Origin of the sequence: Pseudomonas sp. MUP55 (assembly GCF_034043515.1) — a bacterium.
GTDB lineage: Bacteria > Pseudomonadota > Gammaproteobacteria > Pseudomonadales > Pseudomonadaceae > Aquipseudomonas.
The window spans coordinates 1824581-1844669 of sequence record NZ_CP138214.1 but is presented as its reverse complement, the minus strand read 5'-3'; the positions used below and the strand labels follow the sequence as shown (position 1 = coordinate 1844669).

Sequence of the window (20089 nt, the reverse complement as noted above, 5' to 3'; positions counted from 1 at the left end):
AGCCGAAAGCCTGCCGGTAGAAAAGCGTCATAACAGCGGTTTCAGCGTCGGCCAGACATTTTCCAGCAACTTGCCCTGGGCCGCGACCGCCGGGTGCAACCCGTCCGCTTGCATCAAGTCGGGATGACCACCTACGCCCTCCAGGAAAAACGGCACCAGCGGTACCTTTTTTTCCTCTGCCACCTCGCCGAATACCTTGGCGAACGCGTCGACGTAACGCTTGCCATAGTTGGGCGGGATCTGCATGCCCAGCAGCAGCACCTTGGCGCCGCTGTCCTGGGACGCCTGGACCATCGAAGCAAGATTTTGTTTCAATTGCGTCGGCGGCTGACCGCGCAGGCCATCGTTGCCACCCAGCTCGATCACCACTACATCCGGTTTATGCGCTGCAAGTGCCGCAGGCAAACGCGCGAGGCCTCCGGCACTGGTGTCGCCACTGATCGACGCATTGACCACATTATCGTCAAAACCCTCCTGCTTGAGCCGTTGCTCCAGCAGGGCAACCCACCCTTTGCGGGTATCCAGGCCGAAACCGGCACTGATACTATCGCCAACGATCAGGACTGTACCCGCCGCTGCGTTCTGGGCCATGCACATCAAGGCCAGGCCAGCACTCAAAAACCACATTCGCATCGGATTCTCCATGGGCGCAAGCATTCTCACCGCGCGAAACCTCAGCAAAGTGGTTCCCAGCGCGGAAGGTGAACTGACTATCCTGCACGAACTGAGCCTGGAACTGAACAAGGGCGATAGCCTGGCTATCGTCGGCAGCTCCGGTTCCGGCAAATCCACCCTCCTCGGCCTGCTGGCGGGCCTGGACCTGCCCAGCAGCGGTGAAGTCACCCTGGCCGGTCAAGCCCTGAGCAGCCTCGACGAAGACCAGCGCGCGCGTATCCGCGCCGAACACGTGGGCTTCGTATTCCAGTCTTTCCAACTGCTCGACAGCCTCAATGCACTGGAAAACGTCATGCTGCCGCTGGAGCTCGACGGCCGCAAGGACGCCCGCGAACGCGCCACGCATCTGCTGGAGCGCGTCGGCCTGGGCAAGCGCCTGACCCATTCACCACGCCAGCTTTCCGGCGGCGAGCAGCAGCGTGTCGCCATTGCCCGCGCATTCGCCGCCGAGCCGGATGTTTTGTTTGCCGACGAACCCACCGGCAACCTCGACAGCCATACCGGCGAGCGCATCAGTGACCTGCTGTTCGAACTCAATAAAGAGAGCGGCACGACCCTGGTACTGGTTACTCACGACGAGCGCCTGGCCCATCGCTGCCGACGCCTGATCCGCCTTGAAGCCGGCCTGATGGTCGCGCCCCTGGAGCCTTGATGGCACGCCTGCCGCTGTTACGTCTGTTCAGCCTTGCCATGCACCAGTTGCTGCGCGATGCCCGCGCCGGTGAACTGCGCGTCTTGTTCTTCGCCCTGCTGGTGGCCGTGGCCGCCAGTACCGCTATCGGCTACTTCGGCGCACGCCTCAACGGCGCCATGCTGTTGCGCGCCACCGAGTTCCTGGGCGCGGACCTGGTGCTCGAAGGCAGCTCGCCGGCCCGCCCCGAGCAAATCAGATCCGGTACCGAACTGGGCCTGGATCATGCGCGCATCGTGGAGTTTTCCAGCGTTATCGCCGCGGACAACGGCATCCAGCTCTCCAGCATCAAAGCGGTCAACGAACAGTATCCGCTGCGTGGCGAGCTCAAAAGTACCGGCGAACCCTTTGGAGCCGAAACCCCAGGCGGTGGGCCCAAACCCGGCGAAGCCTGGGTGGAAGCACGGCTGCTGACAGCGCTGGACCTGAAGGTCGGCGACAGTATCGATGTCGGCATGAAGACCTTGCGCCTGTCACGCGTGCTCACCTACGAGCCCGACCGCGCCGGCAACTTCTACAGCCTCACGCCCAGGGTGATGATCAACCTGGCCGACCTGGACGCCACTGGCGTGGTCCAGCCGGGCAGCCGCGTGAGCTACCGCGAACTGTGGCGCGCTCCTCCCGGCAGCACGGCGCTGCAAACCTATCGCGATCTGATCAAGCCGGGCCTCGCAGCCAACCAGCGACTGCAGGACTCGCGCGATGGTAATCAGCAGATCGGCGGCGCCCTGGGCAAGGCCGAGCGTTACCTGAATATGGCCAGCCTGGTGGCGGTGTTGCTGGCCGGTGTGGCGGTGGCGCTCTCGGCCAACCGCTTTGCCAGCCGCCGCTTCGATGCCAGCGCCCTGCTGCGCTGCCTCGGGCTGTCGCGACGCGAAACCATGCTACTGTTCAGCCTGCAACTGAGCGTATTGGGCCTGTTGGCGAGCCTGGCCGGCGCCGTCCTCGGCTGGCTCGCGCAATTTGGCCTGTTCTACTTCCTGCACGACCTGTTGCCTGCAGACGTACCACCCGGCGGGTTGCTGCCGGCGATTGCCGGTATCGGCACCGGGCTCGTCGCCCTCGCAGGCTTTGCCCTTCCCCCCTGGCCGCACTGGGACGGGTGCCGCCGCTGCGGGTATTGCGTCGTGACCTGCTGCCGATCCCCTCGAGCACCTGGATGGTGTATGGCGCGGCCCTCTTTGCCCTGGGCCTGATCATGTGGCGCCTGAGCCTCGACCTGGTGCTGACCTTCGCGTTACTGGGCGGTGGCGTGGTGGCAGCACTGATCCTCGGCGGGTTGCTGCTGTTGTTACTGCAAAGCCTGCGTCGGTTACTGGCGCGCGCCTCCTTGCCCTGGAGACTGGGCCTGGGTCAATTGCTGCGGCATCCATTGGCGGCAGCCGGACAGTCCCTGGCGTTTGGCTTGATCCTGTTATCCATGGGCTTGATCGCCCTGCTGCGCGGCGAGCTGCTCGACACCTGGCAGAACCAGCTGCCCAAGGATGCGCCCAACTACTTTGCGCTCAATATCCTGCCGGCCGACAAGGACGCTTTTGGCGCCCGCCTTCTGGAGGTTCAAGCGCAATCGGCGCCACTCTATCCCGTCGTGCCCGGTCGACTGATCAGCATCAATGGCGAACCCGTACAAGAGATTGTCAGCAAGGACTCCAGCGGTGACCGCGCCGTGCAACGGGACTTGAGCCTGACCTGGGCCGCTGACCTGCCCCCAGGCAACGCACTGACGGCAGGCACCTGGTGGACGGCGCAACCGGGCGATGAGATTCCCGGGGTATCGGTGGAAGCCAAGGTGGCCGAAAGCCTGAAGCTCAAGCTCAACGACCATCTGGTATTCACCATCGGCGGCGAGAATCGCGAGGCACGGGTCACCAGCCTGCGGACCATCAACTGGGACAACTTCCAGCCCAATTTCTTCATGATCTTCCAACCGGGCACCTTGAAGGACTTACCAACGACTTACCTGACCAGCTTCTACCTCGCCCCTGGGCATGACCAGCAGATCGTCGACCTGTCCCGAGCCTTCCCGGCGGTTACCATCCTGCAGGTCGAGGCCCTGCTGGAACAACTGCGCAGCATCCTCGCCCAGGTGACGTTGGCGGTGGAATACGTGCTGCTGTTCGTGCTTGCAGCAGGCATGGCCGTGCTGTTTTCCGGCTTGCAGGCCACCCTGGATGAACGGATTCGCCAAGGTGCGCTGTTGCGTGCGCTGGGTGCCGAGCGCAGGTTGCTGGTCAAGGCTCGGCGCATCGAGTTCGGCCTGCTGGGGGCGGTCAGTGGATTGCTGGCGGCACTGGGTACTGAGCTAGTGACCTGGGTGCTGTACCGCTATGCCTTTGATCTGGCCTGGCACCCTCACCCCTGGCTATTGCTGCTGCCGGTGATCGGTGCGCTGCTGATAGGCGCCGCCGGCGTGTTCGGTACACGCCGCGCGCTGAACGCCAGCCCACTGACGGTGCTGCGCGAGGGCTGAAAACGCTGATGGCCCTTGCTCCATTCAGAGCAAGGGCCATCCGTTGCTACTTCACATATTCAATCCGGGTAATCCACCAGCACACCTCGCCGCCCGGAGTCTGCACGATCGCTTCATCGTCCACCTCCTTGCGCAGTAGCGCCCGTGCCATGGGGGAGTCGATCGAGATGTAGTCCATCCGGTCGTAGATCTCGTCATAACCCACAATGCGAAAACGCTTGGTCTCGCCCTGCTCGTTTTCCACCTCGACCCATGCCCCAAAGAATACCTTGCCCTCCTGCTCGGGCATGTACTCCACCACGCGCATATCTTCGAGGCGCTTGCGCAGGTAGCGCACCCGCCGATCGATCTCACGCAACAGCTTCTTGTTGTACTGGTAATCCGCGTTTTCGCTGCGATCTCCCAGGGAAGCTGCCCACGTAACCTTGCGCGTGGTGTCCGGGCGCTTCTCACGCCAAAGGTAGTCCAGCTCCTTTTTCAGCGCTTCGTGGCCTTCTTTGGTAATCAGCTTGGTACTCAAACGCGCATATCCCCAGGCAATGTCCAATAGTGTCTACAGACCGGCGCATCATACCCTGGCACCGGCTGGTGGGGATCGATGATAAATCAACGGGACAAAGTATCCAGGCCGACTGACTCATCACCTCAGCTTTGCCCCTCGAGGACCTGATCCAGTTCAACAAGCGCGCCTTGCAGCTGCTGTCGCATCAACGAGAGCTGCGACATCACCTGCACCACCTTTTCAGTCTTGCGACTCACCTCCAGCGCTTGCTCCTGCAATCGCGAACGGCGCTGCTCCAACGTTCGGTTTTCTTCATCCTGCTGAGTCTGCTGTTGTTGCAGTCGAGCCTGCCACTGTTCGAGCATCTCTTCGCGCTCGATGACTGCAAGTTTTTTTTGCGTCAGTTCCTGAGCAACCCTGGCGAGGTTGCTCAACGTACTGTCTATCTCGAGCATGGAAGTATCTTCCTTCGCAGAGACGGCAACAGACTGGGTTTCGACATGTTCTGGCTGAGCTGACGGCGCCCGGGGTTCGGCCGGCTCCTGCGCGACCTCGGGGACCGTCACCTGCGAATGGGGTTGTTGTTCAACACTGTCTTCGTCTACGGGCGGCGGGACGGACGTTGGCCGGCTCTTGCCTCGGGGCGGTGCAACCATTTGCGATGAAAAACGAATGGACGGCACGATGACGGCACTGCTTTCAATCGCGGGCGCTGCAGGGGCCGACATGCCCAACGTAATCACCTTCATCACCAGCGCTTTCTTGACGATCACTGAATGATGGTCTTCGGGCCTGGCTGGCGGCAACCTGCAGCCTTTCAGATCAATGAAGTGAAATGCAGCCTGAGACTGCGCAGTGGCACTTTCCTTATTGCCTGGCGCGGCCGCCATCATCAGAATTTGCTTGAAGACCTGCATTGCGACTTGCAGGTCCTCCTTGGATTCGACCCCACCTAGAAAGTAACGCTCGAGCTTTTTGCGCAGCGCCGCGATATACACCCTGGAGTGACCCGGCTCCGCCTCTTCATCCAGGCTATACGCCAGGAAGTTGGAGGCTGTCTGCTCGACAGCGAATCCACACAGCAGTGCGCCGTTGACCGGAGCATCCTCGCCGCTGCGCTCAAGAACAAGGGTACGTAGAAGCATCATGGCAATCGGGCCTCATTGAAAAAGAAAACCTTATATAAATATCAAACCAATATCCGACCATTATTAAACACTTAGAACACACCAATTGTTTCAGGGAGTAATCAATTCAAGCGTAGGACTTTACTTATTAAATGCACCCTGCGTTCCCAAGCCCAGGTATTAAACGTAATCTTTTTAACGCAGCGCTACATACGATGAAACTTCACTCAAGCTCCGCCCAATTGATTCGGTAATTCTATGATTGAGGTCAGCAACCTGACGAAGTACCTGGGCAAAAAAAGTGTGATCCGCGACTTTTCATTCTGTGCCCAACACCAGGAATGCGTGGGACTGCTTGGAGAGCATGGCGCCGGTAAAACGACGTTGCTGAATTTGATCTGCGGCATAACCAGGCCCACGAGCGGGCACATCAGTATTGAAGGTTTCAACACCCAAACCCATTCAGTTCGCGCCAGGCAAGCCGTGGGCTACCAGCTTCAGGAGGGCATCAGCCATCATGCGCTGTCGGTCACGGGCATCCTGAACTTTGTCGCCGCCGCTCGCGGGTTCAGTGGCGCCGAAAAACGCAGGCATGTGGACCGTGTCGCCACGCGATTGGAGCTACTCCCGGTGCTCAATTGCCCCGTCGACGTGCTCAGCCTTGGTTTGAAGCGCAGAGTCGCGATTGCGCAAGCCATTCTGCACGCTCCCAGCGTGCTCCTGCTGGACGAACCAACCGAAGGGTTGAATGCCGAGCAGCGGCTCAAGTTCAGGGCGATTGTTCAGTCCTTGAGCGAGGAAATGAGCATCATCATCGCGTCTCGCCACTACGACTCGCTGTCCGACATCTGCACCCGCGCCCTGGTCATCGCAAACGGGCGACTGATTGCCGACGCTTCGCTGACGGACTTGCAGCGCAGCTCTCGGCATTTCCAGGCAGTGACGCTCGCAGCGGATCCACCTCTGGATCTACTCGCACTGGCGGTGTTGCCTGGAGTCGCCGGCATCGAAGAAGACTGGCAAAGCCCAGGCAAAGTGACCGTTCTGGCCAAGCCCGGGCATACGATCTTTCCCGCCATCAATGCACTCATCGCCCATCGCGGCTGGAACATAACGTCACTGCATCTAGAGCCAGGTCGCCTGAACGATGTCGTTCATCACCTGAGCCACGAGGTATCCCATTGAGACTGCTGCCACTGCTTTTCAAACGCCAACTCGCCAGCTATGCCTGCACCCCCAGCACCTACCTGAGCGTGGCGGTTTTCCTTGTGCTATGCACGGCGCTTGGGTTGCACAGCAACCACTGGATGGAGCGAGACAGCAGTGACCTGCGGGCTTTTTTCGAGCTGCACCCCTGGCTCTATCTGCTGCTGATACCCAGCCTGTCAGTGCACTTGTGGCATGACGAGCACAACCAGAGCTTCTCCAACATGCTGCAAACCCTGCCCATCACCTCAGCAGAACGAGTGATCGGAAAATTCCTGGCAGCCTGGGCGGTATGCAGCATTGCTCTGTTGCTGAATTTCCCCCTGGTGATTGCTGCCCATTATCTTGGAACGCCGGATGACGGTGTGATCGCCTCACAATTTCTGGCAAGTTGGCTACTGGCGGGAAGTTACCTGTCTGTCGGCTGTTTTATTTGCGCACTCACCCACCAGCGCGTGGTTATCTTCGTGATGACGATGGGCTTGCTTCTGACCATCAGCGGACTGTTTTCCGTCATGGATGCACTTGAACATCAGGCACCGATCTGGATAGTTGACAGCATGATGAAACTTGACCCGATTGCCCGCTTCAGCTCTATGGACAACGGAAAAATCACACTTCATGACGGCTTGTATTTTATCAGCATGATCGTTGCTTTTCTCTCTGCAACCATTGCCACACTCAACTATAAAAACAGCTGAGAAGGAAAGTCGCTGATGCGATCCGCTCTTCGTTTGGGCATGACATTGATCGTCATGTCGCTACTGTTCCTGGCATTCAATCTGGTCTGGATAAGCAAATTACCTGACATCCGCTGGGACTTTTCACAACAAAAAGTTCACACCTTATCGCCACCGACGCTGCAGCTGCTCGCGACACTTGAAAGACCACTGGACTTGTATTATTTCAACTCCCTCACTGCGCCGGACAAAAGCCGGATCATGAAACGCTTCGGTCAACGCATAGAAGACCTGCTCCAGGAATTCGAAACAGCAGCCGACGGCATGATCAATTTGCATGTTATTGATCCCATTCCTTTTTCAGAAGATGCCTACAAAGCCAGCTTATTCGGCCTGGATGACACCTACGGGTACCTTGGCCTTATCGGCACACGTGCCGGCCAGGGCACGCAACGCATTGACGCGTTCAACCCCGACGACGAACCGTTGCTCGAGTATCAAATCAGCCACTTGATCGACAAATTGATGCGCCCGCAACGGCCCAGCATTGGTCTGCTGTCCGCGTTGCCATTGAATGAGTCCGCCGGGCAGTTGATGGAGCAGATGCGCGGACATTTCAACCTGGTGGAGCTGGCATCGGACATTGCCCAAGTGCCTCCATCGATAGACAGCTTGATGGTCGTACAGCCAAGCGCGCTCCCCGAACAAACGCTTTACGCCATCGAGCAGTTTGTCTTGAGCGGCGGCAAGCTGATGCTTTTCATTGATCCGGTGAGCGAGATGGGGGCTGAACCCATCTCGGTAGACTCCCAGTTCAACGCTCTATTGGCCACATGGGGCATACGCATGCCCGCGGACACGCTAGTGGTTGACAGCCTTTACGCCTCCTCGGCGTCGCTCGGCCCAGGCACGCCCGCGGTCGTGCACCCCGCCAGGTTAAAACTGCCACGACAGGCAATGACGGCGCACGACATCAGCAGCTGGAAACTGGACAGCCTGAGCGTATCAAGCAGTGGTGCGCTGTTGCGCACGCGAAAAAGCCGGACGACATTTACACCTCTGCTGCAAAGCTCTCGACAGTCTGCACTGCTGGACGCGGCGCGTTTCGCTTGGGCAACGCAGTTCGAATCGCTCATCGAAGAAGCCTCCACTGCAGGTCAGCGTCATGTGATTGCCGCCCGTATCGAGGGACCGGCCTTTTCGGCATTTCCTGACGGTGTCGCAGGACAGCCGCCAGGCTTACAAAAAGCCGCGCGGATCGAAGTGGTGGTGGTGGCCGATACCGACCTACTTGCGGACGCTGTCAGCCGGACAACCGCCAATGGCAACCTGCGGTTCGTGTTGAACACGCTGGATAACCTGGCGGCTCCCGCAGAACTTGCGAATATTCGCCCGCGCATCACGTCGCGCCCACTCAGCGCGCTCGAGCCCATGCGTGAAGCCGCTGCACAGGCCTACCAGGAACGGGCTGCAGAACTGGAGCGTCGGCTTGAGCAGACCGAGCAAGCCTGGCAGCGAATGAACCCGCAGCCTTCTCGCCTGGGTACCCAGGCCGTAGACACCAATACCCAATTGCAAGCGCTCAACAAAGAACGCCTGCGCCTGCCCATGGAACTTCACGCCCTCAAGACTCAGGCCTATGCGCCGCTGCAGCGCTTCGAACGCAACATCAAGCTGCTGCTGATAGCGACGGTACCACTGATATTGTGTCTGATAGCCTGGGTACGTTACCGCTGCCTGTGTCGACGCCGATGGCCGCCTGCGGCGTTTAGCTGAACACGTCGCGCGGGGAATCAACGACGGGCAATCAGGCCTTGCCGGGCGATACGCGTCAGTTGGCGGATCACCTCTTCGGCATTGTCTGCATTGGGTGCCTGGATCACGGCGAGGTCAAAGCTGTTATTGGCGAAACGCGCCAGGGAGTCACCGTCTTCCACGAACTGGATCAAGAACGCCGAAGGCCGTCCGGTGCGACGGGGCCAGCCATCCAGGTAACGCAGCAGCGTCGGCTGGTGCTTGCCGCCCAAGAGGATTTTCGGGTTGCGTTGAGTCAGGTCCGCAGTGATCGGGGCCAGGCGTATCAGGGGGCGTGGTGCATTCATCGTGTCGTGTCTCTACCTCAAAAGTCTGCGGGCAGGTGAGAGGCAACACCGAACCAGCGCTTTAGCGGTATTTCGAACCGTGCCTACTGATGAGGGCATGGTTCTGTCGGACTGCATCGAGTCCAGTGGCGCCCCGCAATTAGCTGTTTAAATCGGCGCATGAGCAGCATCCTAGAGAAGCTGGCGGGGCAGTGTCAAGAATCCCGAGCAACGAAAAGGCCCGCACACGGCGGGCCTCCCAAGAGTTGCGAAACGGTCAGTTGGCGATGGCGCGGTCGGCCGACAGTTTGCCGGCGCCTTCGAACAGCACCGCCAGCGAGCCGCCAAGCAGGGCAAGTGCGAACTCATAACCATTGTTGGCCATGAACAGCCCGTTATGAATGTGCACCGAAAAAATCGCCACCAGCGACAGGAAGGTCAGGCCCAATGCAGCAGGGCGTGCGAGCAGGCCGATGATCAGCGCCAGCCCGGCAAAGAACTCGGTGCCGCCTGACAACACGGCCATCAACATGCCCGGTGCCAGACCGATGCTTTCCATCCACTGTGCGGTGCCCGCCAGACCACCGCCGCCAAACCAGCCGAAGAGTTTCTGCGAGCCGTGGGCAGCGAAAATAATGCCGACAAAAATACGCAGAACAGTCAGGCCATAACCGGCGCGAGTGGACAGGACACGGGTGATCAGTGGGCTCATGGGGTAAATCCTTTTTCAGGTAGGGGGTTGGTTGGCCGCTATATTAATCAGTTTAAACAATGATAAAAGCCGAAAAATTGCACTATAAACATCGATAAAATCGATTACTTACGTGACACGATTTTCCCCATTGACGGCTCCAGGGACTCACGTTCCCGATCGAACGCCAGGTAGTACTTGTTGACACTATTAACATAGCTGACGCCACCCATTCCTACCTGCTCCATGGCAATGCGCTCAACCTGAAAGAACCACTGATTGGGATTGAGCCCGCGACGCCTGGCTTCGGTGCGCATGCCCTGCACCCGCTCTGGTCCCATGTTGTACGCCGCCAGTACAAAGGCCATGCGTTCGCGTTCATTGAGCTTGGGACTGGCGAAGAATTTACGACGGATCATCGCCAGATAGCGCGCCCCCGCCTGCACATTACTGTCCAGACTCTCGATATTATTCACGCCCACCCGCTGCGCCGCCGAAGGCGTGATCTGCATCAAACCGGTAGGACCGCCACTGTTGCGCGCGCCAGGGTCCAGCGCAGATTCCTTGAATGCCAGTGCAGCCAGGTTCAGCCAGTCCATGCCCTGCTCGCGCGCATGCTTTTGCAGGACCGGGCGCAGCTTCTCCAGGCGTTGACGATCCGCCCGGGCCAGCGGGTTGCGCACTTGATAGAGACGTCGATAGATACGCTGGAACGCCACATCCTGATCGGAAGGGGTTCGGTAGGTCTTGAGGAAGCGATCGATGCTCGCCCGCAACATCGACGCATCCTGGCGCACGAACCAATACTCGTCGCCTGGCTCGCTGATGGCCACCTGTTTGTCAAAGCGCAACCTGGGCAGGATTTTCGACCAGCGCTCGGCAATCGGTTTTTCAACGATGGTCAGGTGGTAGATCCCGGCCTGCACCATTTCAAGCACGTCTTCCACCGCCAGGCTCGGGTCAACCCATTCCACCTTGATCGGCGGCTGCTTGTGCAGGGCCAGCTTCTGATTGACCTGGCTGATTGCATCTGCCGCCGCACTGCCGGTAGTCAGCGTCAGGGTGCGGCCCGACAACTGCTCCAGCTTGGTAAACCGTCGTTCACCCTTGACGCCGACCAGCCATAACGGCACGCCGCTGGCGATAGGGTCACTGGTGCTGATCTTGTGCGCGGCTTTTACATCCAGCAATTCGCCAGGGGCAACCAGGTCGCCTTCGCCACGGGCCAGCGCGCCGAGCAACTGCTCCTTGGCCTTGGGAATGATCTTGAGATTGATCTCCTGGCCATCACGGGCACGGCCATTGAGGTATTGCTCGAATGCCCGCAGGCGATGGTATTCAACGCCGATGGCCTGGCCCTGCACTTCACCGGAGCTGTTGCGGCTCTGGTTGACCAGTACACGCAGGGTGCGGCTGGAACGGATGTCTGCCAGGTCACGCACCTTGCCGGGCTTCGTCACTTCCAGCGGACCGTCAAGACGTGCGACCGCCGCCATGGGCAGCAGCAAGGTCACGCACACTATAAGCAACGCCGAGGGTCGGATCATCCGCTCTCCGGAAAGGATACTGGCCATCACCTTCGTGAAAAACGAGGTGTTGGACGTCAGAAACAGAGCGCTTTATGCGCTGGCAAGGCGCGCAACGGCGACATGGTGAAAGGCAGCAGGCCCGGCACAATGTCGCGTGCGACGTTCAAAGACAGCTATAACGCATTGTAGTTCTTCGTTTTTCTTATAAATCTACAGCTCTGATATGCTTTCCGGCCGCAGGCGGAGGTAGCACCATGCAACTCATTGATATCGGCGTCAACCTGACCAACCCCAGTTTCGACGAGAGGCATTCGACCGTCCTCGAGCGCGCCTACGCCGCCGGGGTTCAACAACTGGTGCTCACCGGTACCAGTGTCGAAGGCAGCGAGCAGGCTCTGGAGCTGTGCGTGAAACTTGATGAAAGCGCGCAACGTCTGTTCAGCACCGCCGGCATCCACCCCCACTCCGCCAGCGACTGGAACAGCGCCAGCGCCCAACGTCTGCGCGGCTTGCTCAGTGAACCGCGCGTGCGCGCCGTCGGCGAGTGCGGGCTGGATTTCAACCGTGATTTTTCGCCACGCCCACAGCAGGAAAAAGTCCTCGAGGAACACCTGGCCCTGGCTGTCGAACTGAAACTTCCCGTGTTTCTTCACGAACGCGACGCCAACCAACGCCTGCTGGAGATCCTCAAGGACTACCGTGACCATCTGCCCGCCGCCGTGGTGCACTGCTTCACGGGCGAACAAGCGGGGCTCTTCAGCTACCTCGACCTAGACCTGCACATTGGCATCACGGGCTGGATCTGCGACGAGCGCCGTGGGACGCATCTGCACCCGTTGGTCAGGGAAATTCCCCGAGGCCGTTTGATGCTGGAAAGTGACGCGCCCTACCTGCTGCCTCGCACGCTGCGCCCCAAGCCGAAAAACGGCCGCAATGAACCTGCCTTCCTCACCGAAGTGTTGCGTGAGGTGGCCCTGCATCGCAATGAAACGATGGAAGACCTGGCGATGCACAGCACCGCCTGTGCCCGCGCTTTTTTCGGCTTGCCGGCCGTGGAGTGATGCGGCGCATTGACCCATGTCAAAAATGCTTTCCTGAATAGCGGCACAATAATGGCACCTTGCCAATGCTGTTTCCGCTATCAGAGAAAACCTTCCATGGGTGCCTGGCTTAGCAATATCTCGCTGAAGTACAAATTCTGGGCCGTCAACGCGGTGGCGTTCATCACCACCCTGCTGCTGGTGCTGTATGCCGTCCAGCTCGAACAACAGGCGCGCAGCCATGCGTCGCAGCTTTCAGCGCAAGCCCAGGGACAGCTGCTCAGCGCCTGGCCGGCTGACACGGCACTGCCCACTGGTGAGAACTGGCTGACCTTCAGCCGCGACCAGATCCCACAACGGACAGGCCAGGATCTTTCAGCCTTGCAAGGCGCCAGCGGCTGGGTCGAACTCAGTCACCTGCCATGGTTCGGCATCAATCCGCTGGTGGGCGCTGACGTCATCCACCGTGCCGATGGGCAACAGGTCGCCGTACTCGCCTACGCGCCAAGCCTGCGCCAAGTGTTCGGCGAGCGCTTCGTCAACTATGCGGTGGCAGTGGCGATCCTGATGCTTGCGATGCTCGGCGCCTCACAATTGCTGATCCGCTTTCTGCTCAGCCAGCTCAACACCCTCAAGGACGTGATGCTGCATGTCGAGAAAACCGGCGACTTGTCCGCTCGCGTGCCGCTGGCCTGCAAGGATGAGGTCGGGCAGATGGCCAGCGCCTTCAACGCCATGCAAGCCGGCTACCAGCGGGTGGTCAACACCGTGGCCCGTACCGCCAGGCAATTGGACGAAGGCGCCGCGCGGCTGGCCAGCAGCATGAACGAGGTGCAGCACGGCATGCTCGGCCAGCAAAGCGAGACCGACCAGGCCGCCACGGCCATCAACGAAATGACCGCGACCGTTCACCATATTGCCCAGCACGCCGGCGCCACCCGCGATCTCTCGCAAACCGCTGACACCCTCGCCGGCAGCGGCCGGGAAGTGGTTATCCGCGTGCAACGTTCCATTGCCGGACTGTCCACCGGTGTGCAACAGACCGCTGAAATGATCCAGAAACTCGCCGAAGACAGCCAGAAAATCAACGGCGTGGTCGGGGTGATCCACAGCATCGCCGAACAGACCAACTTGCTCGCCCTCAACGCCGCCATCGAAGCCGCCCGCGCCGGAGAAATGGGCCGTGGCTTTGCGGTGGTGGCCGACGAAGTGCGCAACCTGGCTAAGCGCGTACAAAGCTCCACCGACGAAATCACACGCATGGTCTCGGCGTTGCAAGCCGGTACCCGCGATGCGGTGGACTTCATGCAGGAAAGCTCGTTCAAGGCCGATGACTGCGTTCAACAGGCCCAGGAAGCCGGTGCCGCGCTCGGCGAAATCACCGGTGCCGTGGCGCAGATGCGCGAGAGCAACACCCAGATCGCAGTGGCCGCCGAACAGCAGAGCCATGTCGCCGAAGAGATGAACCGTGCAGTGGTGAGTATTCGTGATGTAACCGAAAACACCGTGCAGCAGACAGTGGACTCAGCCACCACCAGCAATGAGCTGGCGACCTTGGCCGCAGAGCTGAGCAAAGCGATTGGGCAGTTGAAGCTGTAGGACCGTTCAGCCCCTAATCCAAGTCCTACGACCAAGGCGCAGTTTGCCTGAGATCAAGACGAAACTTCCTCCTCATCCTCGCGATTAACGCCGACTTCTTTTACCTACGAACCGCTGCAAAGTCCCTCGCCTGATCAAACAGTGCGAGGGATTGCAGATGGTTCTTTTCGTTAGCGCCCAGGTTGTCCGGGGCGTCTTTTGATTCCGGTGATTGCCAGCTTTGTACTGGCGCCGATGGATCCCGAAGCGCCGGACGCTGAACGGGTTCTTCGCGATTTCCGCCATTGCCTGAACACTTTCGATAAGTGGGCCGACAGCTTTCTAAGTGGCTCGGCGCTGCAAGTGGAGCAGGTGTTCAAGGTCGGTGACGACGTCGCACTGGTTGCGCCGATCTCTTCCGACACGCCCAGTCGCACCGTCGCCCAGTGCAAGGCCCAGGGTGGGCTGACCCTGGTGCATCTGTTCGAGAGCACCCGGTTCGTGCCGATCGGCAACACGCCGGTCACGCTGCAGCCCATCGCCCAGGACGGCGCGCCCATGGACGCGCCGCTGCAGCGAACCATCGGCCCCAGCGGCATTCTTACAGTGCCCGAGTGCACCCGCGACCAGCAGTACCAGATCACGTTTTACCCCAACGTTTCCAAAGATCACGTCAAGGCGCTTTACGTGTCCTACCAGTCGGTGATCGCCGGGCTGGAAGCAGACCTGCGCCAGCAATGGCGTGGGCACTTCGAACCTCAGTGGGCCGACTTTGCAAAAGCTGCGGCCTACAAACGCAGCGCGAAGCAAGGCTTGGCTTTTGCGACCGGGATTGGCAAGGCCGTCTACAACCTGTGGGACAACCTTACCGAGCTGGTCGACCTGCTGGCGAACCTCAAGTCCAACAGCGAAAAGCTGCTGAAGTACCTCTCCCAAGCCGAACTCGATCAGTTACTCAAGCTGGGCAAAGACACGCTTGCCCAGGGGTTGCTGGTGCTCAGTGATGAGCCGCTGCTGTTCATTTATCTCTCGGCGGTGGTGGCCTGGCTACGCCTGCTGCCGCCGCCCGAAATGTACGAGCTGGTGGGTGAGATAACCGGTGAAATCCTGATCAACCTGTTGCTGATCTGGGCGACGCGGGGGATTGGGGTCCAGCTTCGGCTGGGGGCCCAGGTACTCAGTCATGTCAAATCCGGGCGGGCGCGGGCGTTGTTGGAGTCGCTCGCCAGGCAGGTTGCAGGGCCGCGGCTGGAAACGCATGTGGAGGCCGCCAAGCCGGTGTTGCTCAGCAGTGCGGCGGTGCCGGTCAAGGCTGTGCCGGTGGCGTCGTTGAAGGCGGGTGAGGAGTTGGTTGCCAACCCGGTGCCGGCGGTGCGCCGCAAGACCCAGCGCACGGCGTTGGTTCGCCAGGAGGCGGTGGATGATGTGCCTGCCGTGGCATCGAACCCGAAGGGGGATGCGGCGGCTTCTGCGGACAAAACCGTCACCCACGGTTGCCCGGTGTCGATGGTCACCGGCGAGGAACTGCTGACCCTCACCGATGGCGCGCTGGATGGAGTTTTGCCGTTCGAGTGGACGCGGCTGTATCGCACCAGTGCGGTGGAAGTGGATTGCGGGTTGGGGTTTGGCTGGAGTCATGCGCTGGCCCAGCGGCTGGTGGTGTCGGGCGATTCGGTGGTGTGGACCGACCATGAAAACCGCTCGACCACCCTGCCCTTGCCGACGGTGGCTCGGCCGGCGATCACCAACAGCCTGGCGGAAGCGGCGATTTACCTGGGGTCGTTGCCGGATGAACTGGTGCTGGCTCAGGGGTCGCGGTTCTACCACTTTTGCGACGGTGTGCTGACGGCGATCAGCGATGCGTATGACAACCGGTTGCGCATTTTCCGGGATCGGTTGGGGCGGATTGAGCGGCTGGATAACGGTGCCGGCCGTTCGCTTTTACTACGTTATGAATTCGACCGCATTGTGGCGGTGGACTACCAGGTTCATCGCGCCAAGGGCCATGAACCCTTCGTTTGGGTGACCGAGCAGAACGTCGTTTCCTACGCCTATGACGACAGTGGACGACTGGAATGTGCGACCAACGCTGTCGGTGAACGCGAGGTTTATCGGTACGACGAGCAACACGTCATTCTCGAGCGGCAACTGGCCGGTGGTGCGAGCTTTTTCTGGGAATGGGAGCGCACTGGCAAGGCCGCACGCTGCGTCCGGCACTGGGCCAGCTTTTCGCAGATGGACACGCGCTATGCCTGGGGCGACGACGGCCGCGTCACCGTGTACAACGCCGATGGCAGCCAAGAGGTTTATGTCCATGACGACCGAGCGCGACTGGTACAGCGCATCGACCCGGACGGCGCCCGGCACTTCAAATCCTACGATGACAAAGGCCGCCTGACCGTCGAGCAAGACCCGCTGGGCGCGGTGACGGCCTATCAGTACGACGACGCCGGGCGCCTGGTGGCGCTGTTTCCGGGGGATGACGAGCCGACGTCCTACGAGCATGACAACGGCTTCGTACGGGTTATGCGCCGGGGTGAGGCGGTCTGGACATACGAGCGTAATGACCAGGGCGATGTCATTCGCCAGATCGATCCGGATGGCCATGCGACCGACTACAGCTACGACAAGCAAGGGCAACTCACCGGCGTTTGGTACCCCGATAACAGCTGCCATCGGCTGGTGTGGAATGAGCGCGGGCAACTCGTTGAAGAACAGCTGCCCAATGGTGGGATCAAGCGTTATCGCTATGACGACTTGGGCCGGCAGATTGCCCGAGAGGATGAGCATGGCGCGCTGACCCAGTATCAATGGGACGGCTTAGGTCGGTTAACGCGCCTGGTGCTGCCGGACGGTGCCGCACGGGAATTCAGCTACAACCCCTACGGAAAAATCATCGCCGAACGCGATGAACTGGGCCACGTCACCCGCTACGAATACGCCGACGGCCTGCACCTGATCAGCCGTCGCATCAACGCCGACGGCACACAGGTCAAGTACCGCTACGACAACGCCCGCTTACTGCTGACCACCATCGAAAACGAAGTCGGCGAAACCTACCAGCTCGACTACCACCCCAACGGCCTGATCCAACAGGAAACCGGTTTTGACGGCCAACGCACCGCCTACGCCTACGACCTCAACGGCAACCTGCAGGAAAAGACCGAACACGGCGACGACGGCCGTCAGCTAGTCACCCAATACCAGCGCGACCACGCCGGTCGCCTCGTACGAAAAACCCTGCCCGATGGCAGCACCGTCGACTATGCCTACGACCGCCAAGGCAACCTCCTCAGCGTCGACGACGGCCACTGGTTCCTGGCCTACGAATACGACAAACAAAACCGCCTCACCGCCGAACACCAGGGTTGGGGCACCTTGCGCTACGGCTACGACGCCTGCGGCCAGCTTCAACATTTACGCCTGCCCGACAACAACCGCCTCACCTTCAACCACGACAAAGGCGGCCACCTCGCCACCGTCGAGCTGAACGGTTCGTTACTGACTTCCCACCTGTTCAAAGCCGGCCGCGAACAACAACGTCAACAAGGCCAACTGCTCAGCCACTACCACTACGACGACCAAAACCGCCTGCACGCCCACGCCGTCACCCAGCAACAAAACCACCTTTACCAACGCCACTACGACTACGACAAAGCCGGCAACCTCACCCGCCTGCACGACACCCGCAAAGGCGAACACCTTTACCACTACGACCCGCTCCAGCGCCTGACCCGCGCCAATCACTCGCAAGACGTACAGGAGCGCTTCGGCCACAACCCGGCGGGCAATCTGCTCATGCAAAACCGGCCGGGGCCGGACATCGTTGCGGGTAATCGCCTGATGATTCAGGGGGATCATCATTACGACTATGACGCTTTCGGCAACCTCATCCGTGAGCGGCGAGGCAAAGGCCGCTCACTCGTTACTGAGTATCGCTATGACTGCCAGCACAGGCTGATTGGAATCACCAGGCCCAACGGCCAAACCGCCAATTATCGCTATGACCCATTCGGCCGGCGCATCAGCAAAACCGTCGACGGCATCACGACGGAGTTCTTCTGGCAAGGTGACAAGCTGATCGCAGAACACCATGCGGAACGTCACCGAAGCTACCTCTACGAACCGGACAGCTTCCGCCCGCTGGCACTGCTGGAGGGCTTTGGCCCACAAGAAACCAAGCCCTATCACTACCAACTCGACCACCTCGGCACCCCGCAGGAACTCACCACGCCTGAAGGCGACATCGTCTGGTCCGCCCACTACCGTGCCTACGGCGAAATCAGCCGGCTCGATGTAGGCAAAATCGACAACCCGCTACGTTTCCAGGGCCAATACTTCGACCAGGAAAGCGGTCTGCATTACAACCGCCATCGCTACTACAATCCGGATGTTGGTCGATACCTGACACCTGATCCGGTGAAGCTGGCGGGTGGGATCAACGCATACCAGTACGTGCCCAATCCTACGGGGTGGATTGATCCCCTGGGACTGAACGCGAATTGTCCCGGCCCAGGCGAGAAAAAACCGACCTGCTCTTTACCTGCTGAACCGGATATACCTGACCACTCTCGCAAAGGTGCGTTTAGGCAAGCAAAAAGGGACGCCAATATACCGATAACCCAAAATCCTGATTTGATTAAAAATCCGAAGTCCGGAAGGACGAAACAGTACAAAATAGAAAAAATGACTGATTTGAATGATGAGAACATATTGGATGAGGGTGGTAGACCCATATACTCAAGGGTGTATCAATTCACGAGAGCAGACGGTTCTAAGGTTCTTATTCAAGACCATTCTGCCGGGCATAAATTTGGTAGGGCGGACGGAATAGGAGACCAAAAAGCGCACTTCAATTTGCGACCAATTGCAAAGCCTCGAAACGGAACCGTAGAAGGCGGCAGGGATCATTACAACTTTAGGAAAAACTGATGAAGTATTGGAATGAACTAGATCATAATATTTTTTTTGAAAAGATTTTTAGTATGCCCATAGAGATCGGAAAAATCGCTCTTTTTTCTTTGCAAATAGAAAATGATCGACCTTCTGTGGGGTTAGGATTCGACATACCCGAGTTTCCAGATATTTTGCCAAAAAAATGGGAAGGAAAAGGCTACAACATCTGCAGAATGGGCATTGATTGTCATGGCATTCGCGAGTTAAAAATACACAACATTCCCGTTAGAGAAGTATTCTCTGTCGTTATTACCAAAGAAAATAATCATTTCCACTTTAAAGCGACCAACGAAAGCTCTTTAATTGAATTCAAGGCCAAATCAATTTCAATTTGCGATCCGAATGTATACATAAATGGACCAGATGACTATTTTTTCTAGCCCTAAAAATTCTGCGTGCGCCCCCCTATGAACTCCATAGTTAGCCTTAATTCGTACCCTTGCCCATCTACACCTAAACTCCCTCCAAGTTGTTTCAACGGACAGAGGATTCACCACCATGGGCAAACGTCACCCCAATCTCCCCGCCTGGCAATGGCGTAACTACCCACAGAACCATCAACACCCCACCAACCTGGCCTTGCACCTGATCGCCGTGCCGCTGTTCATCATCGGTTTTCTGTTGATCGTTTCCGGTGTGTTCAGCCTGAGTCTGGTCAGTTTGGCTGTCGGCGTGATCGGTATCCTGGCAGGCCTTGCGCTGCAGCGTCACGGCCACAGCCTGGAAGCTCAGGCGAGTGAGCCGTTCAGTGACCGCAAAGATGCGATGCAACGCCTGGTGGTCGAGCAGTTCGTGACCTTTCCGCACTTTGTGTTCAGCGGTGGCTGGTGGCGTGCCTGGCGCCAGCGCCACCGATATTGAGG

15 protein-coding genes and 1 pseudogene are annotated in these 20089 nt (G+C 59.2%); 10 read left to right on the top strand and 6 right to left on the bottom strand.

What is annotated here, in order from left to right; translation table 11 throughout:
• Nucleotides 1-27: 27 nt before the first annotated feature.
• Nucleotides 28-633: an arylesterase gene (locus tag SC318_RS08295; protein WP_320430372.1), complete on the bottom strand. Its 606-nt coding sequence runs from the start codon at nucleotides 631-633 to the stop codon at nucleotides 28-30.
• 10 nt (nucleotides 634-643) lie between these two features.
• Between SC318_RS08295 and SC318_RS08290 the strand changes: the two genes are divergently transcribed.
• Both SC318_RS08290 and SC318_RS08285 read left to right on the top strand, forming a co-directional pair.
• Nucleotides 644-1327, top strand: coding sequence for an ABC transporter ATP-binding protein (locus SC318_RS08290; protein ID WP_065885127.1), 684 nt, complete (start codon nucleotides 644-646; stop codon nucleotides 1325-1327).
• Nucleotides 1327-3836 (top strand): annotated as a pseudogene (locus SC318_RS08285) (ABC transporter permease). Before SC318_RS08290 ends, SC318_RS08285 begins: the two are co-directional and overlap by 1 nt.
• 46 nt (nucleotides 3837-3882) lie before the next feature.
• Here the strand turns inward: SC318_RS08285 and greB are convergent.
• Entirely contained in the window at nucleotides 3883-4356 is a 474-nt protein-coding gene (gene greB / locus SC318_RS08280) for a transcription elongation factor GreB (RefSeq protein WP_320430371.1), read from the bottom strand.
• 125 nt (nucleotides 4357-4481) lie between these two features.
• Nucleotides 4482-5486, bottom strand: a complete 1005-nt coding sequence (locus SC318_RS08275) for a hypothetical protein (protein ID WP_320430370.1) — start codon at nucleotides 5484-5486, stop codon at nucleotides 4482-4484.
• A gap of 237 nt (nucleotides 5487-5723) precedes the next feature.
• Here SC318_RS08275 and SC318_RS08270 point away from each other — a divergent pair, with 237 nt between their 5' ends.
• From SC318_RS08270 to SC318_RS08260, 3 genes are read left to right on the top strand one after another with little or no spacing between them, the layout of a single operon-like run.
• Nucleotides 5724-6650, top strand: a complete 927-nt coding sequence (locus SC318_RS08270; RefSeq protein WP_320430369.1) for an ABC transporter ATP-binding protein — start codon at nucleotides 5724-5726, stop codon at nucleotides 6648-6650.
• Nucleotides 6647-7372: an ABC-2 transporter permease gene (locus SC318_RS08265; RefSeq protein ID WP_320430368.1), complete on the top strand. Its 726-nt coding sequence runs from the start codon at nucleotides 6647-6649 to the stop codon at nucleotides 7370-7372. The genes SC318_RS08270 and SC318_RS08265 overlap by 4 nt, the downstream gene beginning before the upstream one ends.
• 15 nt (nucleotides 7373-7387) lie before the next feature.
• Nucleotides 7388-9127 carry a GldG family protein gene (locus SC318_RS08260; protein WP_320430367.1) on the top strand — a complete coding sequence of 580 codons (1740 nt, stop codon included), beginning with the start codon at nucleotides 7388-7390 and terminating at the stop codon, nucleotides 9125-9127.
• A 17-nt stretch (nucleotides 9128-9144) separates the two neighbouring features.
• Here the strand turns inward: SC318_RS08260 and SC318_RS08255 are convergent, their stop codons facing one another.
• The 3 genes from SC318_RS08255 to SC318_RS08245 form a co-directional block, all read right to left on the bottom strand.
• Complete coding sequence (locus SC318_RS08255) at nucleotides 9145-9453, bottom strand: class I SAM-dependent methyltransferase (RefSeq protein WP_320430366.1); 309 nt, start codon at nucleotides 9451-9453, stop codon at nucleotides 9145-9147.
• A gap of 256 nt (nucleotides 9454-9709) precedes the next feature.
• Complete coding sequence (locus tag SC318_RS08250; protein ID WP_320430365.1) at nucleotides 9710-10144, bottom strand: DoxX family protein; 435 nt, start codon at nucleotides 10142-10144, stop codon at nucleotides 9710-9712.
• 104 nt (nucleotides 10145-10248) lie between these two features.
• Nucleotides 10249-11670, bottom strand: coding sequence for an MltF family protein (locus SC318_RS08245; RefSeq protein ID WP_320430364.1), 1422 nt, complete (start codon nucleotides 11668-11670; stop codon nucleotides 10249-10251).
• 236 nt (nucleotides 11671-11906) lie between these two features.
• Between SC318_RS08245 and SC318_RS08240 the strand changes: the two genes are divergently transcribed.
• From SC318_RS08240 to SC318_RS08220, 5 genes are all read left to right on the top strand, one after another.
• On the top strand, nucleotides 11907-12713 hold the full coding sequence (locus SC318_RS08240; protein WP_320430363.1) for a TatD family hydrolase: 807 nt from the start codon (nucleotides 11907-11909) through the stop codon (nucleotides 12711-12713).
• Between the two features lie 96 nt (nucleotides 12714-12809).
• Complete coding sequence (locus tag SC318_RS08235) at nucleotides 12810-14291, top strand: methyl-accepting chemotaxis protein (RefSeq protein ID WP_320430362.1); 1482 nt, start codon at nucleotides 12810-12812, stop codon at nucleotides 14289-14291.
• Nucleotides 14292-14489: 198 nt separating this feature from the next.
• On the top strand, nucleotides 14490-19202 hold the full coding sequence (locus tag SC318_RS08230) for an RHS repeat-associated core domain-containing protein (RefSeq protein WP_320430361.1): 4713 nt from the start codon (nucleotides 14490-14492) through the stop codon (nucleotides 19200-19202).
• On the top strand, nucleotides 19202-19606 hold the full coding sequence (locus SC318_RS08225) for an Imm50 family immunity protein (RefSeq protein ID WP_320430360.1): 405 nt from the start codon (nucleotides 19202-19204) through the stop codon (nucleotides 19604-19606). The genes SC318_RS08230 and SC318_RS08225 overlap by 1 nt, the downstream gene beginning before the upstream one ends.
• A gap of 118 nt (nucleotides 19607-19724) precedes the next feature.
• On the top strand, nucleotides 19725-20087 hold the full coding sequence (locus SC318_RS08220; protein WP_320430359.1) for a DUF962 domain-containing protein: 363 nt from the start codon (nucleotides 19725-19727) through the stop codon (nucleotides 20085-20087).
• Nucleotides 20088-20089: the final 2 nt, after the last annotated feature.